At 59.8% G+C, this 16,202-nt stretch carries 9 protein-coding genes; 7 read left to right on the forward strand and 2 right to left on the reverse strand.

All coding sequences use genetic code 11. The features are described 5' to 3' along the window. Window positions 1-122: 122 nt before the first annotated feature. The 5 genes from recC to JL015_RS23200 all read left to right on the forward strand — a co-directional run bounded on the left by recC (window position 123) and on the right by JL015_RS23200 (window position 12,327). Window positions 123-3,599, forward strand: a complete 3,477-nt coding sequence (gene recC / locus JL015_RS23180; RefSeq protein WP_201020096.1) for an exodeoxyribonuclease V subunit gamma — start codon at window positions 123-125, stop codon at window positions 3,597-3,599. Then, entirely contained in the window at window positions 3,596-7,297 is a 3,702-nt protein-coding gene (recB, locus tag JL015_RS23185; protein WP_374063465.1) for an exodeoxyribonuclease V subunit beta, read from the forward strand. The genes recC and recB overlap by 4 nt, the downstream gene beginning before the upstream one ends. Then, window positions 7,294-9,378, forward strand: a complete 2,085-nt coding sequence (recD, locus tag JL015_RS23190) for an exodeoxyribonuclease V subunit alpha (RefSeq protein ID WP_201020097.1) — start codon at window positions 7,294-7,296, stop codon at window positions 9,376-9,378. The genes recB and recD overlap by 4 nt, the downstream gene beginning before the upstream one ends. Before the next feature lie 240 nt (window positions 9,379-9,618). Further along, window positions 9,619-10,911, forward strand: a complete 1,293-nt coding sequence (locus JL015_RS23195; protein ID WP_236250264.1) for an MFS transporter — start codon at window positions 9,619-9,621, stop codon at window positions 10,909-10,911. 180 nt (window positions 10,912-11,091) lie between these two features. Then, window positions 11,092-12,327 carry an OprD family porin gene (locus JL015_RS23200; RefSeq protein WP_201020098.1) on the forward strand — a complete coding sequence of 412 codons (1,236 nt, stop codon included), beginning with the start codon at window positions 11,092-11,094 and terminating at the stop codon, window positions 12,325-12,327. Here JL015_RS23200 and JL015_RS23205 read toward each other — a convergent pair. After that, the gene (locus JL015_RS23205; protein WP_201020099.1) at window positions 12,314-13,234 is read right to left on the reverse strand and encodes a LysR family transcriptional regulator; all 921 of its coding nucleotides are present in this window, start codon (window positions 13,232-13,234) and stop codon (window positions 12,314-12,316) included. The two genes, JL015_RS23200 and JL015_RS23205, sit on opposite strands and share 14 nt — an antisense overlap. A gap of 190 nt (window positions 13,235-13,424) precedes the next feature. On the opposite strand from JL015_RS23205, the gene JL015_RS23210 reads away from it, so the two are divergent. Then, window positions 13,425-14,819: a M20 family metallopeptidase gene (locus JL015_RS23210; protein WP_374063468.1), complete on the forward strand. Its 1,395-nt coding sequence runs from the start codon at window positions 13,425-13,427 to the stop codon at window positions 14,817-14,819. Window positions 14,820-14,918: 99 nt separating this feature from the next. Beyond that, window positions 14,919-15,806 (forward strand): 3-hydroxyisobutyrate dehydrogenase, encoded by an 888-nt coding sequence (mmsB, locus tag JL015_RS23215; RefSeq protein ID WP_201020101.1) that lies wholly within the window; start codon window positions 14,919-14,921, stop codon window positions 15,804-15,806. A gap of 17 nt (window positions 15,807-15,823) precedes the next feature. Here the strand turns inward: mmsB and JL015_RS23220 are convergent, their stop codons facing one another. Next, on the reverse strand, window positions 15,824-16,030 hold the full coding sequence (locus JL015_RS23220; RefSeq protein ID WP_201005647.1) for a DUF6124 family protein: 207 nt from the start codon (window positions 16,028-16,030) through the stop codon (window positions 15,824-15,826). Window positions 16,031-16,202: the final 172 nt, after the last annotated feature.

Here is a 16,202-nt window from a genome sequence, read left to right on the forward strand (position 1 = left end):
GGTCCCAACCCTTTGTCTGCGGGCTTGCCACATCAAATGTGGTGGATTGCTTATGGCAATCCCGGTCGCTTGCCCTTATGGTTTGGCCTCAGGTTTTACTCGTTCGAGTCAAGGAAGCATACATGTCCGTCACAACCTCTCTGAGCGCCGGCTTCATGGTGGTTCATGGCAACCGCCCGGATGAACTGCGCAGTCTGGTTGTCTCCTGGATGCGACGCTATCCCCTGGCACCTCTGGAGAACGAGATTGCCCTGGTGCAAAGCAACGGCATCGCCCAGTGGCTCAAGCTGGCCCTGGCCGAAGACGCCCAGGATGAAGATCAAGGTGGCTGCGGTATCGCGGCCGCTATAGATGTTCAACTCCCCGGCAGTTTCATGTGGCAGTTGTATCGCTCTGTATTGGGCCGCAACGAAATTCCGGAAATCTCGCTGCTCGATAAGGCACCGCTGACATGGCGTCTGATGCGCCTCCTGCCACAGTTGATCAACCAGCCCCATTTCGAGCCGTTGCAGCGTTTCCTTACCGCCGATACTGATCTGCGCAAGCGCTATCAACTATCTGAACGGCTGGCTGACCTGTTCGACCAATATCAGGTGTATCGGGCTGACTGGCTGGAAGACTGGGCAGCAGGTCGTCATCAGTTGCGCAATGTCCGAGGGGGAGCCAAGCCGCTGAGTGCCGCCAACTGCTGGCAGGCCGAGTTATGGCGTGCCTTGCTTGAGGATGTCGGGGCCGAAGGCATGGCGCAGAGCCGGGCAGGTGTTCACCAGCGTTTTCTGGAACGCATCGGCAACCTCGATGAATCACCGCAAGGCCTGCCTGCACGGGTTATCGTTTTCGGAATCTCGTCCCTGCCCGCACAGGCGTTGGAAGCCTTGGCCGGGTTATCGAAATTCAGCCAGGTGCTGCTCTGTGTGCATAACCCTTGCCGCCATCACTGGGCCGATATCGTCGCCGACAAGGACCTGCTCCGCCATCAATACAAACGTCAGGCGCGCAAGAGCGGCATGCCCGTGGCTCTTGATCCGCAGACCCTGCACCAGCATGCCCATCCTTTGCTCGCCGCATGGGGCAAGCAAGGGCGTGACTACATCAATCTGCTCGACACCCATGACGAACCCAATAGCTACCGCTCTTCTTTCAAGGATGAGCGTATCGATCTGTTCAGTGAGAGCGAGCCAACAACCATCCTCAATCAATTGCAGGATGACATCCTCGAACTGCGCCCTCTCGATGAGACTCGCGAACACTGGCCGGCAATCGACGCCTTGAAGGATCGCTCCATTCGCTTCCACGTCACGCATAGCGCTCAGCGGGAAGTGGAAGTGCTGCACGATCAGCTACTGGCGCGTTTCAGCCGGGACCCGGCCTTGCGGCCGCGAGACGTGATCGTCATGGTTCCGGACATCGACAGCTATGCCCCGCATATCCGGGCGGTATTCGGGCAGATAGACTCCCATGACCAGCGCTTCATCCCTTTCACCCTGGCCGATCAGGGGCAACGTGGTCGCGAGCCCTTGCTGATTGCGGTCGAGCATCTGTTGAAGCTCCCCGACAGCCGTTTCCCGGTCAGTGAAATCCTCGATCTGCTCGACGTTCCGGCCTTGCGGGCACGCTTCAAGATTCAGGAGCACGACTTGCCGACCCTGCATCGCTGGATCGAAGGTGCAGGAGTGCGCTGGGGCTTGAATGCACGCCAGCGTGCCGGGTTGGGTTTGCCCGACGAGCTTGAACAGAACAGTTGGTACTTCGGGCTGCGTCGAATGCTGCTGGGCTATGCCGTCGGGGCAGGTGAAGCTTATGAAGGCATCGAACCTTATGACGAGATTGGCGGCCTGGATGCGGCACTGATCGGCCCTCTGGTCGCCTTGATCGATGCATTGCAGGTTACCCATGCCGAATTGTCCCTGCCTGCGACACCCCAGGAGTGGGGAGCACGTTTGCAGACGCTCTTGCAGGTGTTCTTCCAGGCCGATAGCGAGCATGACGATTACTTGCTGGGCCAGCTTGAGACTCTGCGCGAAACCTGGCTGAAAACCTGTGAGACGGTCGATTTGCTCGATGAGCTGCCGCTGACCGTCGTGCGCGAAGCCTGGTTGGCCGGTCTGGACCAAGGCCGCCTGTCCCAGCGCTTTCTGGCAGGCTCGGTCAACTTCTGCACCCTGATGCCCATGCGGGCGATTCCTTTCAAGATTGTCTGTCTGTTGGGCATGAACGATGGCGATTACCCCCGTGCTCAGCCGCCACTGGATTTCGATCTGATGGGCAGCGATTACCGCCCCGGCGACCGTTCCCGGCGTGAAGATGATCGCTACCTGCTGCTTGAAGCCGTGCTCTCGGCCCGCGATCAGCTCTATATCAGTTGGGTCGGCCGCAGTATTCGCGACAACAGCGACCGCCCGGCTTCGGTGTTGATCGGTCAGTTGCGTGATCATCTGGCCAGCGGCTGGAAACTCGCCACCGCCGAGGAGCCTGACAGCAAGCAAGACCCGGGCGAACGCCTGCTCGATGCCTTGACCCTGCATCACCCGCTACAGCCTTTCAGTGCCAGCTATTTCCATGCAGGCACCGGCTATTTCAGTTTTGCTCAGGAATGGCGGCTGTTGCATGAAGACAAACCGGCACCGATCAGCGCTGCTGCGTTGCCGCCTCACGAGCAGGATGAACCTCTGACGATCGCGCAATTGCAGGACTTCCTGAGAAACCCGGTAAAGCACTTCTTCAGTCAGCGTCTGAAGATCTACTTCGAGACTGCCGAAGCGCCGGTGCCCGACGAAGAACCTTTTGTGCTCAACGCCCTTGAGCGTTACAGCCTGAGTGAAAGCCTGCTGGCCGCCGCCATGGCCAACCTGGGCGATATCGAAGCGGCGCTGCAGGCTCAGGCACTCAAGCTGCAAAGTAGCGGCCTGCTGCCTATGGCCGGATTCGGCACCCGTCTGCAAGCTGAACTGATCGAGCCGTTGCCCGATGTACTGATGCGCTATCAGGCATTGTTGACCCTGTGGCCTGAGGCGCTGAGCAGCGCATTGCCGGTGAGTTTCACCCATAACGGCGTGAGTATCGAAAGCTGGCTCGGTGCTCTGCATGGCAATGCGCAAGACCAGTTGCTGAGCGTAACAGTCATTTCCAACAGCATTGGCTCGAAAAGAACCCGTAAATGGCACCGGCTGATTCGTCCCTGGGTCACGCATCTGGTCGCCAGCGCATGCGGCTTGCCGCTCAATACGGCGTTGGTGGCCACCGATGAAACACTGCTGCTGGCCCCGCTGGAAAAGGACGCAGCCAGTGCAACGCTGAACGATCTGCTGACAGCCTGGGTCTGCGGCATGCAGCAACCTCTGCCGGTCGCGGTCAAGACCGCTTTCGCCTGGCTGGGGCAGCCTCTGGACAAGGCCGAAGCCGCTGCACGCAAAGCCTATGAAGGCGATGGGGTGACGAGTAACGGCGAACTCGGCGAAAGCACTGCGCTGGCCCGACAGTTCCCGGACTTCAATGCACTGATGGAAAGCGAGGAGTTTGTCGGCTGGTGCGAAGCGCTCTATAAACCCATTTACGAAGCACCCTGGCAGTCTCTGTCCGGCGGGGAGGCCAGCGCATGAGTACCTTGCAAGAACACGCTGTTCCCCTGGCCCTGCGTTTTCCACTGCGCGGCAGTCAGTTGATCGAAGCCAGTGCCGGTACCGGCAAGACTTTCACCATCTCGGCGCTGTACCTGCGTCTTGTGCTTGGCCACGGAGATGAAACCTCAGGTTTTGGCCGCGAGCTATTGCCACCGCAGATCCTGGTGGTGACCTTTACCGATGCCGCGACCAAGGAACTGCGCGACCGGATTCGTACCCGTCTGGCCGAAGCGGCCCGTTTCTTTCGTGACGAAATCGCCGCGCCCGACGACCTGATCGCCGACTTGCGTGCCCAGTTCAGTACAGAACAATGGCCAGGCTGCGCCAACCGTCTCGATATCGCGGCGCAGTGGATGGACGAGGCGGCGGTTTCGACCATTCACAGCTGGTGTCAGCGCATGTTGCGCGAGCACGCTTTCGACAGTGGCAGCCTGTTCACTCAGAGCCTGGAAACCGATCACAGCGATCTGCTGGGTGAAGTGCTGCGTGATTACTGGCGACGCTTCTGTTACCCCATGACTGGCGATGCTCTGGACTGGGTGCGGGATAAATGGGGTGGCCCGGCTGCCTTGCTGCCGCGCATCCGGGGTTTGTTCGGTCGTGAACGCAGCCAGGTGACCCAAGAGCCTGCCGAGCTGATCCAGGCTTCCCTGCAACAGCGCCGCGAAGCACTGCAAACGCTGAAAGCGCCGTGGACCGAGTGGGCCAACGAGCTGCATGCGATTTGTCAGGACGGCGTCAAACGCAAAGTCGTCGATGGCCGCAAAATGCAGGAGCGTTACTTTGCGCCCTGGTTTGAAAAGCTCAAGGCGTGGGCCGCAGACGAAACCCAGGAAACGCTGGAACTGGGCACCGGTTTCACCCGCCTGACCCCGGATGGCATGGCTGAAGCCTGGAAGAGCGACCCGCCGTCGCACCCGGCCCTGGAGGCCATGCTCGAACTGAAAGCGGCCCTCGATACTCTTCCCACACCCGATGCCATGGTGCTGCAACATGCCGCGCAATGGGTCAGTGCCCGCTTTGAAGAAGAGAAGCGTCGCCGCGCCGAAATGGGTTTCGACGACATGCTGCTCAGGCTCGATGCTGCCCTGCAAGGTGCAGGGGGTGAGCGTCTGGCGAGCCTGATTCGTGAACAGTTCCCCGTCGCGCTCATCGATGAGTTCCAGGACACCGACCCGGTGCAGTACCGGATCTTCGAGAGCATTTATCGCCTTGAAGATAACGATGAACAAACCGGCCTGTTCCTGATCGGTGACCCCAAACAGGCGATCTACGCCTTCCGTGGCGCGGATATCTACACCTACCTGCGCGCCCGTACTGCTACGGCGGGGCGCTGGCACACACTGGACACCAACTACCGCTCCAGCCATGCGATGGTCGAATCTGCCAACCACATCTTCGACCAGGCCGAGCAGCGTGCCGAAGGGCGGGGCGCGTTTCTGTTTCGCGATGGCGACAATAACCCGGTCCCATTTACCAAGGCGCTTGCCCAGGGCCGCAAGGAAACATTGCATGTCGATGGCGCGCCGCTTGCGGCATTGACGGTCTGGCATCTGCAAAGCGATCAGCCGGTGTCTGGCACTGTTTATCGTCAGCAACTGGCTGCCAGTTGCGCCAGTGAAATCGTGCGTCTGCTCAAGGGCGGGCAACAAGGCCATACCGGTTTTGCAACTCCCGACAAGGAACTGCGCGGGTTGCTGCCCGCCGACATCGCGATTCTGGTGCGTGATGGCAAGGAAGCTCAGGCCGTGCGCAATGAGCTGTCTGCCCGAGGCGTGCGTAGCGTCTACCTCTCCGATAAGGATTCGGTGTTCGCCGCACAGGAAGCCCATGATTTGTTGGCCTGGCTCAAGGCCTGTGCCGAACCCGACGCCGAACGCATCCTGCGCGCCGCTCTGGCCTGCATCACGCTCAACCTGCCGCTGGCTGAACTGGAACGCTTGAACCAGGACGAACTGGCATGGGAACAGCGCGTCATGCAGTTCCGCGGCTATCGCAACCTGTGGCGTCATCAGGGCGTGCTGCCGATGCTGCGTCGTCTGCTGCACGACTTTGCCTTGCCCCAGACACTGATCGCCCGCAACGATGGCGAGCGGGTACTGACCAACCTGCTGCACCTGTCCGAGCTGCTGCAACAGGCCGCCGCCGAGCTGGATGGCGAGCAAGCCCTGATCCGGCATCTGAGCGAGCAACTGGCGCTGTCCGGTCAGGCTGCCGAAGAGCAGATTCTGCGACTGGAAAGCGATGAGCAACTGGTCAAGGTCGTGACGATCCACAAGTCCAAGGGCTTGCAGTATCCGCTGGTGTTTCTGCCGTTCATTTGCTCAACCAAACCGGTGGATGGCAGCCGCTTGCCCTTGCAGTTTCACGATGCCGAGGGCAATGCCCAGATCAGCCTGCAACCCACAGACGAACTGATCGAACTGTCTGACAACGAGCGTCTGGCCGAAGACCTGCGCTTGCTTTATGTCGCCCTGACCCGTTCCGAACACGCTTGCTGGCTGGGTGTCGCAGACCTCAAGCGCGGCAACCTCAACAGCTCCATGCTGCATCGCTCGGCGCTGGGTTACTTGCTGGGCGGCGGTGTGGCGTTGGGCGAGTCGGCCGACCTGCAACTGTGGTTGCGGGACCTGAGCAAAGGCTGTGAAAGCATCGCCTTGCAACCTGTTCCCGAACCCGACGCCGATATCTTCAGCCCGCCACGCAACGAAGCCAGCCTCGTCAAGGCACTGGTGCCCAAACGCCGTGCAACCGAGAACTGGTGGATTGCGTCATACAGTGCGCTGCGCATTGGTGACACCGTGACCACGAGCGGCGATGCGTCGCCTGACAGTCCGCAGGCGCAGAAGCTGTTCGACGACGAACGCCTCGACCCACAGGCTCCTCGTGAGGTACTGGCCGCTGGCGACGATATCCACCGTTTCCCTCGTGGCCCCAACCCCGGCACCTTTCTGCATGGTCTGCTGGAGTGGGCGGGTAACGAAGGTTTTGCTGCGGCGGCCCATGATTCAGAGCTGTTGAGCGATGCGATTGCCCGTCGCTGCAACCGACGTGGCTGGGAAGGCTGGATCAACACCCTGACGGGATGGCTGACACACCTGCTCAACATGCCTTTGCCTCTAGGCAAAGACGTGACGCCGGTCGCTCTGGGGGAATTGGACCAACCCAACCAGTACCGGGTTGAAATGGAATTCTGGTTTGCCAGCAGTCAGGTCAATGTGGCGCAGATGGATGACCTCGTGCGTCGTTACACCCATGGTAATGCGCCGCGCCTGGTCGCTCAGACCACCTCGCTCAATGGCATGTTCAAAGGCTTTATCGACCTGACGTTCGAGCATGAAGGGCGCTATTACGTGGCCGATTACAAATCCAACTGGCTGGGGGGTGACGAGACGTTCTACACCGAGCAGTCCATGGAAGCGGCCATTCTCGAAAACCGCTACGACCTGCAATATGTTCTCTACCTGCTGGCCTTGCATCGCCAACTCAAGGCGCGGCTGGCTGACTACGATTACGACCTGCACATGGGCGGCGCGGTGTACCTGTTCCTGCGTGGCAGCCGCTCATCCACCCAGGGCGTGTACTTCACCCGACCGCCGCGTGAACTGATCGAGAGCCTGGACCTGCTGTTCCAGGGCAAACTCCTCCCAACCGCCCAGCCAGGAGCGTTCGCATGAGCCGTTCGTTTGTCGAACTGTTACCTACGCCACTGGATGAAAATAGCCTGGCCAGCCTGAGCCCGCTGACCCGTGTCGACGATCTGCTGCTATTGCTTGAGCGCTGGGTGGAGCGAGGCTGGTTGCGTGCTCTGGACCGAGCCTTTGTGGCCTTTCTCGGTGAGCTTGATCCGCAAGCCGATTCACGGGTGTTGCTGGCGGCGGCCTTGAGCAGTCATCAACTGGGTCACGGGCATGTGTGCCTGGATCTGTATGAAACCCTCAAGGAACCTGACTTCGCCCTGTCGCTGCCACCGGAAGGCGATATCCAAATCGTGCCCGTGCTGTTGCCGTCGCAACTGTTGGTCGGCCTGGATGGTGCGACATGGTGTCGAGCGCTGGCCGACAGTCCCTTGGTCGCATTGGCCGAAGACGCGAGCCCGGAGGCTCGGCAAAAACCGCTGGTGTTGTCTGATCGACGTCTGTATCTGCGTCGTTACTGGACCTATGAGCGCCGCATCGCAGCGGCATTGCGTCAACGACTGGCCGAACCGGAAAGCGCGCCACAGGATCTGGCCCAGCGTCTGGACGTTCTGTTCGGCCCGGCCAGCACTGCACCGGACGCGGTGATCGACTGGCAGAAACTGGCCTGCGCTCTGGCCACTCGTCGTGGTTTCAGCATCATCACCGGCGGGCCGGGCACCGGCAAGACCACGACCGTCGTGCGGTTATTGGCTTTGCTGCAAGCGCCTGCTGTGCAAAGCGGTCAGCCACTGCGTATTCGTCTGGCTGCGCCCACCGGCAAGGCGGCGGCCCGTTTGACCGAGTCCATCAGCCAGCAGGTGCAAAGCCTGGACGTCAGCGCTGACGTGCGGCAAAAGATCCCCAGCGAAGTCACAACGGTGCATCGTCTGCTGGGCAGTCGTCCGGGGACGCGGCACTTCCGGCATCACGCAGGTAATCCACTGCCGCTGGATGTTCTGGTGGTCGATGAAGCTTCGATGATCGACCTGGAAATGATGGCCAACCTCCTGGACGCACTGCCACCCGATGCCCGCATGGTGCTGCTGGGCGACAAGGATCAATTGGCGTCTGTCGAGGCGGGCGCGGTGCTTGGGGATCTGTGTCGTGACGCTGAAAACGGTTTCTACAGCCCGCAGACCCAAGCCTGGCTGGAGTCGATCAGCGGCGAAGACTTGAGCAAGAGTGCGTTGCAACAAGGCGACGCCCGGCAGCATCCTCTCGCGCAGCAAGTGGTGATGTTGCGTCACTCGCGGCGCTTCGGACAGGGCAGCGGTATTGGCCAGTTATCGCGACTGGTCAACCAGCAACAGGACCACGAGGCCCGTGCGCTGCTGGCTGCTCGCAGTCACAAGGATTTGTTCAGCCTGGCCCTCAAGGGCGAGCAGGATCAGCGGCTTGAGCGCCTGCTGCTCGATGGCCATGGTGACGGGCCGCAGGGGTATCGCCATTATCTGGGCGTGCTGGCCGAGCAACGTCCTGCCGATGGCTCGGCGCTGGAGGACGAATGCTGGACGCGCTGGGCGCGTGCGGTCTTGCAGGCCTTCGATGCGTTCCAGTTGCTGTGTGCCGTACGCAAGGGGCCGTGGGGCGTCGAGGGTTTGAACCAGCGCATCACCCAAGCCCTGTCCAGCGCAGGCCTGATCGAAAAGGACCAGCAATGGTACGAAGGCCGCCCGGTTCTGATGACCCACAACGACTATGGTCTGGGCCTCATGAACGGCGACATTGGCATTACCTTGTACCTGCCTGAACGCGACGGCTCAGGGAAGAAAGTCTTGCGCGTCGCCTTCCCGCGCAACGACGGCAGCGACGGTGTGCGCTTCGTGCTGCCCAGTCGGCTGAACGATGTAGAAACCGTCTATGCCATGACCGTCCACAAATCCCAGGGCTCGGAGTTCGCACACACCGCCTTGATCCTGCCCGAAGCCTTGAATCCGGTGCTGACCAAAGAGCTCATCTACACCGGCATCACCCGCGCCAAACACTGGTTCAGCCTGATCGAACCGCGCCAGGGCGTGTTTGAAGAGGCGCTGCGTCGCAAGGTCAAGCGCTTGAGCGGGTTGATGCTGGGGCTTTAGCGATTTGTGTAGCGGGATTGCCCGCTACTGGCCAGCGGGCAGGCCGTCATGTGCATCAGCACCATTAATGCCCAAAAGGCACAAAATGTTGCAGCGCTGCTTTCTCTTCAGGGCAAGGAAATGTTCTGAAATGCATAATTGTGGGAAAGGTCGAGCGCTCATACCATCACTTCAAGGTCGACACACCGCCATTCAAGGCCGGGCAGTAGACCCATCCTTTTATCTGTCGGAGATCCTTGAATGACAACAGCGCATATGACTTCGGAGTCCGCACCGGTCCGGTCGATGTCCAAAGGCAAGTTATACAAGCTGGTCATTGCGTCCTCCATTGGCAACGCTCTGGAATGGTTCGACCTGATCGTCTACGGCTTCTTTGCCATGACCATTTCCAAACTGTTTTTCCCCAGTGCCGATGAAACCGTTTCCTTGCTGATGGCGCTGGGGACTTTTGCGGTGTCCTATCTGATTCGCCCGCTCGGTGCGGCGGTGTTGGGCTCTTATGCAGACCGTGTGGGGCGCAAGTCTGCAATGCTGGCTTCGATCTGGCTGATGATGCTTGGCACCTTGCTGATCGCCATCATGCCGACCTACGCAAGCATCGGTATCTGGGCACCCATCGGTATTTTCCTGGCCCGGCTGATTCAGGGTTTCTCTGCGGGTGGCGAGTTCGGTAGCGCCACGGCCCTGCTTGTGGAGCATGCCCCCAAGCGCAAAGGCCTGATGTCCAGTTTCATGTTTGCCAGCCAGGGGCTTAGCGCATTGCTGGCTTCGGGGTTTGGCCTGCTGCTGACCTCGACGCTGACGATCGAGCAACTGGAGTCGTGGGGCTGGCGGATTCCGTTCCTGTTCGGTCTGTTGATCGGTCCTATCGGCTTGTACATCCGTCGTCATATCGACGAGGCGGGCGAGTTCAAGGAAAGCGAGCGCAGCCATGCGCCTGTCGGCGAACTGTTCAAGGCTCACAAGTACCGCATGCTGCTGGCAGTGGGTGCGCTGGTGCTGTCTACCTCGGTCAGCTACGTCATCATCTACATGCCGACCTACGCAGTGAAACAGCTGGGCCTGACTGCTTCCATCGGTTTCGCCGGGACCTTGCTCAGTGGTGTGGTGCTGACGTTGCTCACGCCTTTCATCGGTCATCTGTCAGACATTTTCGGGCGTACCCGGATCATGCTGGGTGCCTCGGTCATCTTCATTCTCAGCATCTACCCGGCGTTTTCCTGGCTGGCGGCTCAGCCGACCCTGATGGCTCTGCTGGCGGTGCTGTTCTGGATGAGTGTGCTCAAGGCGATCTACTTCGGTGGCCTGCCTGCACTCATGGCTGAGTTGTTCCCGACCCAGGTTCGCGCCACCGGCATGGCCTTGAGTTACAACATCGGTACAACGATTTTCGGCAGCTTCACGCCATTCATCGTGGCCTGGCTGATTGGCGCTAGTGGCAACAAGCTTGCACCGAGCTTCTACCTGCTGATGACAGGCATGCTCAGCCTCGTGACCCTGTTGGCTATCCGTCGACAGATGAAAAAGCCCTGACCGGGCGAGCGGTCGATGCTTCAAGGCTCGACCGCCTCTTTATTTCCTCTTCCTAGAAACATGCTCGACATGTTCGTACGGCGCACTTGCTCCGACGATCTGGCGCTTGACGCTGCCAGATCCCTTGACTGCCCAGACAGGTCCTGACGACCGCCAACCAAGACGTTTCTGGAGTGGGTTATGTTCGATTTGCGATTCAAGTGCGCAGTGGCGGCAGCCGTAGGTGTGTGCGCAACAGGCACGGCCCAGGCTGATTTCTTCGACGACAGCCACCTGACACTGGGCTTGCGCAACTTTTATGTGGATCGTGATTTCAAGCAGGAGAATGCTCCCAAGTCCCGCACCGGCAGTTGGTCGCAGGGTTTCGATCTGCAATTCAAATCCGGCTACACCGAGGGGCCGCTGCAATTCGGTCTGGACCTGGGCAGCGACTTTGCCTATCGCCTTGACGGTGAGAGGGTGCGGGCGCCCGATGGTGCGTTGCCTGTGCAAACCGATGGCAGCCCGGTACATGACTACAGTCGAGCCAACGCAACCGCCAGGGTTCGTTACTCGAAAACCGAGTTGCGCATCGGCAATCAGCGCCCGAACCTGCCGATTGCTTCGTATGATCCGACACGCCAGTTGGTGACCAGCTACGAAGGCGCGATACTGGAGTCCCGTGAGGTCAAGGACCTGACCCTCACAGCCGGACGCTTCTGGAGCATTACCGGTCGTGAGTCCTCAAACCGCGAAGACCTTTATCTATGGGGTGATTCACCGACCCAGTCCAGCGACGGGCTGAACTTCGCGGGTGTGAGTTATGCCTTTACGCCGAGCCTGTCGGGTACCTATTTCTACGCCCTGCTCGAAGATATCTATCGTCAGCACTACCTCGGTGTCGCGCACAAGATGCCTTTGGGCGCGGGCTTCGCGTTGAAGACCGATGTCCGTTATTACAACACCGAAGAAGAAGGCCAGGCGCTTTCCGGGAGGGTCGATAACCGGACTTATGGCCTGATGTTCAGCCTGCTCAAGGGCAATCACACGTTCGGCGCAGGTTATCAACGCATGCTCGGGCAGGACACGTTCCCGACCTTCAACAGCTATGCGCCCGCGCCTTACCTGATCAACTGGTCGGCGCTGGGTTTCGTCAAACCGGGCGAGCGTTCCTGGCAAGTGCGCTACGACTATGACTTTGCGGGAGTGGGTGTTCCAGGCTTGAAATGGATGGCCCGCTGGATGGAGGGCAATGACATCAACCTCGGTCAGCAAAGCCACGAAACAGAGCGAACTTCCATCCTCAGTTACGTGCAGCAGGACGGTCCGCTCAAAGGGTTCGGCGCCACCTGGATGAACATCGGCGTGAACGTGCGTGACACTTCACAGTACGAAGAGAACCGTTTGATCCTGACTTACACCGTCAGCCTCTGGTAGCCGCTGGCTTGCTCACAGTCAGCAACTGCTCTTCCAGAAAACTGAGGAAGTAACGCTGCAGCACCGGCAGCTTGCGGCCGGCCATGATCTGGACCTGCAGGCTGCGCTGACGCAACTGTGGGTCGCTCATGGGGATCAGTACCAGATTGTCACGGCCTGTCGCGCCACTGACCGTTGCCGTGCCGCACAGCGCAATGACATCTCGCGAGTAACGGACAATCGTATAGATCGCCCCCAGCGACTGGCTGGTATAAGTCGGAACCACATTGATCCCATGCAGATTGCAGGCGATGTCGAACAGATAGCGAATGGTCGAACCGGGCTGGGACAGGGCCAGCGGATACTCGCGCAGGTCCTGCACGGTCAATGATTCGCGCGTGGCCAGTGGATGGCTGGCGGGCATCAGGGCGCTGATCGGCGATTCACAGCTCAGGGCGATTTCGACGCCCATGGTGGGGGTCAGGCTGAAGGTCAGGGCGATATCCACTGCACCGTCCTTGACCAGTTGCGAGGCACGCGCCGAGTCCACGACCTGCATGTCAAAGCTTGCACCCGGATGAAAGTTGCGAAACTCCGCCGTCACTCTGGGCAGAAACTCCCACGCCATACCTTCCGGACATGCCAGCGCGATCTTGTGTTGCTGCAAGGTGTTCACGCCGCGCATTTCAGCGATCACGTTCTTGACTTCCAGCACATTGCGGGTGGCATAAGCGAGCAGCAGTTCGCCGGGCTCCGTCAACTGCATGCCTCTGGGTTTACGCTCGAACAGTTGCAGCCCCAGCGTATCTTCCAGATTGCTGATCTGCCGACTGACCGCCGAGACCGCAACATGCAGTTCTTCAGCGGCTGCGGAAAGCGAACCGGTCTTGGCCACGCTATGGAAGTAGCGCAAGGGCAGATCGTGCATGCGGGGCTCCGTTTCTGCCTCAGTAATGTGCAGGTCTGGTTTGTCCTGAAAGCAATGATGCTTTGAGAACTTGATAATTGTTGCAAGTCAGGTGGCAACGTTACCCTGCATTTCATCGTCGGTCGAGCGCCCTTTTTCGACTCCCGACGCCGAATGCCTGGTCAAAGGAACCTCAATGCCTAGCCCCGATTTGAATACCCGAGCACACGCCATCGCCCTTGCCGCCCAGAACCTGAGCAGCGGTGTCTTTCTTGAAGATCTGAACCGCCGGGTCGCCCGGCGCACCGAAAGCCAGAACCCTGAATGTGCTGCGCAATTGCGCGATTACCTGCTTGGCGAGGTGCAACCGCTGCTGACCGAACTGGGGTTCGCATGCCGTCTTGTCGAGAATCCTCAACCCGGCAAGCCGCCGCTGCTGTTCGCCCGACGTATCGAAGACCCGGCCTTGCTCACGCTGCTGACCTACGGGCATGGCGACGTCACCAGCGGCCAGGACGAACTTTGGCAGGAAGGCACCGCGCCCTGGCAAATCAGCGTCAAGGACGGGCGCATCTATGGCCGTGGCACTGCCGATAACAAAGGTCAGCACAGCATCAACCTGGCGGCGCTGGAAGCGGTCCTGAAAGCGCGCAATGGACGCTTGGGTTTCAATCTGAAAATCATTTTCGAGATGAGCGAAGAGGTGGGCTCTCCCGGTCTTGAACAGGCATGCCGTGAAAACGCCGAAGAATTGAGCGCCGACCTGTTTCTGGCTTCCGATGGGCCGCGGGTACGCCATGACCTGCCGACACTGTTTCTCGGCTCTCGGGGTGTCTGCCAGTTCCGGCTGAGCCTGGACACCGGCAATGGCAGCCGACACTCTGGCAATTGGGGCGGCATCATCACCAACCCGGCGATTGTGCTGGGGCATGCGCTGGCCAGTCTGGTGTCCGCCAAAGGGCAGTTGCAGGTCGACTTTCTGCGACCTGCGCCGATGCCCGAGCATGTCTCTGCGTTGATTCGCGACTTGCCGGTGGGCGGGGAAAGTTTCGACCCGACGCTTAACCCTGAGTGGGGCGAACCGGGACTGACAACCGGCGAGAAACTGTTCGGCTGCAATGCGCTGGAAGTGGTCGGTCTGTCATCGGGCAACACGGTCAAGGTGATCGGCGCGATTCCGGGGCGGGCTGAAGCGGTCTGCCAATTACGTTTTGTCGAAGGGACCGACTGGCAATCGCTGGCGGGCAACCTGCGTCAGCATCTGGATAGCCTTGGCTTTCAGGATGTTCAGGTGCAGATCGACGGCGGCTATGCCGCGACCCGCCTGGACCCGCGTCACCCGTGGGTGGGCTTTGTGCAGCAATCGGTCAGCAAGAGCCTGGGTGAGCCGGTGAGCATTTTGCCGAACCTCGGGGGGACCATTCCCAACCATTGCTTTGCCGATGTATTGGGGCTGCCGACGGTCTGGCTGCCGCATTCCTATCCTTCCTGCAAACAGCACGCGCCCGATGAGCACTTGCTCGAAAGCATCGTCGAACAAGGCCTCAAGGCTGCTGCCGGATTGTTCTGGGACCTTGGCGAAAACCCGGATTTGTTGCGCCAGTAACGGATCGAAACCGTCTGCAATGTGAGCGCGTTAATCCCCTGGCAGGCCTCTTCTATACTCGATGTATTTCGAGCTGACGACCTGCCAAGGAGAACAACAATGAAAATCGCATTTATCGGCCTGGGCAACATGGGAGCACCCATGGCGCGCAACCTGATTCAGGCCGGTCATCAGTTGCATGTGTGTGACCTGAACAAGACCGTACTGGCCGAGCTTGCCGCCCTGGGCGCAAGTATTCGTGAAACCCCGAAACATGCCGCTCAGGGCAGCGAGCTGGTCATCACCATGCTGCCCGCCGCAGTCCACGTGCGCAGCGTTTATCTGGGGGAAGATGGCGTGCTGGCGGGTATTGCTGCCGGTGTGCCGGCCGTTGATTGCAGCACCATCGATCCACAGACCATACGTGAAATCTCCAGCATTGCAGGCAAGCAAGGCGTGGTGGTGGGCGATGCGCCGGTTTCCGGTGGAACCGCTGGCGCTCAGGCCGGGACGCTGACGTTCATGGTCGGCGGGACTGCCGCACACTTTGCCGTGCTCAAGCCGGTGCTGTCACAGATGGGCCGCAACATCGTGCATTGCGGGGATGTCGGTACCGGACAGATCGCCAAGATCTGCAACAACATGCTGTTGGCCATTTCCATGATCGGCATTTCCGAAGCCATGGCACTGGGCAATTCGCTGGGGATCGATACTCAGGTGCTTGCCGGGATCATCAACAGTTCGACCGGGCGTTGCTGGAGTTCGGAGTTCTATAACCCCTGGCCCGGGATCGTGGAAACCGCACCGGCTTCGCGAGGGTACACCGGCGGTTTTGGCGCAGAGCTGATGCTCAAGGACCTGGGCCTGGCAACCGAAGCCGCCAAGGCAGCGCATCAGCCGGTGATCCTTGGTGCCCTTGCCCAGCAGCTTTATCAGGCGATGAGTCTGCGGGGTGATGGCAACAAGGATTTTTCAGCGATAGTCGAGGGGTATCTGAGGAAGGAGTAAAGCGCAGCCCGCAGGGCTCAAGCCACCATCGAATCCAGTGAGCGGTCGACCATGGCCTTGGCCATTTGCGCCAGATGCATGATCGAGATTGTCAGGTCATGGTTATGACTTTCACTGGCTTCATTGGCGGTGGCAATGATGCAACGCAGCAGATCGGAAGCGAGGTTGAGTACATCCTGCTGGCTGAGGGCTTCGTTGACGATGAACGGTTTTATGTCGGGCATGGGCAACTCGAAGGTGAATGAAGCAGGTCGCAAGAGCCTAGAGAGGCCGATTCCGTGGCGCAATAGGGCGTGACCTTCTCGGAAACTTCACTCAGCAGAGGAAGAGCCATCCCGCCAGCGAGACAGGGAATCTCTGGCAAGCAGAGAGTGGTTCTCCTCATTTGTCACATCT

Source organism: Pseudomonas cichorii, assembly GCF_015471405.1.
Lineage (GTDB): Bacteria > Pseudomonadota > Gammaproteobacteria > Pseudomonadales > Pseudomonadaceae > Aquipseudomonas > Aquipseudomonas serbiensis.

Bases quoted from the DNA above. Each gene is read 5' to 3' on its own strand.
- recC (WP_201020096.1), top strand. From the start codon at position 123: ATGTCCGTCACAACCTCTCTGAGCGCCGGCTTCATGGTGGTTCATGGC.
- recB (WP_374063465.1), top strand. From the start codon at position 3,596: ATGAGTACCTTGCAAGAACACGCTGTTCCCCTGGCCCTGCGTTTTCCA.
- recD (WP_201020097.1), top strand. From the start codon at position 7,294: ATGAGCCGTTCGTTTGTCGAACTGTTACCTACGCCACTGGATGAAAAT.
- JL015_RS23195 (WP_236250264.1), top strand. From the start codon at position 9,619: ATGACAACAGCGCATATGACTTCGGAGTCCGCACCGGTCCGGTCGATG.
- JL015_RS23200 (WP_201020098.1), top strand. From the start codon at position 11,092: ATGTTCGATTTGCGATTCAAGTGCGCAGTGGCGGCAGCCGTAGGTGTG.
- JL015_RS23205 (WP_201020099.1), bottom strand. From the start codon at position 13,234: ATGCACGATCTGCCCTTGCGCTACTTCCATAGCGTGGCCAAGACCGGT.
- mmsB (WP_201020101.1), top strand. From the start codon at position 14,919: ATGAAAATCGCATTTATCGGCCTGGGCAACATGGGAGCACCCATGGCG.
- JL015_RS23220 (WP_201005647.1), bottom strand. From the start codon at position 16,030: ATGCCCGACATAAAACCGTTCATCGTCAACGAAGCCCTCAGCCAGCAG.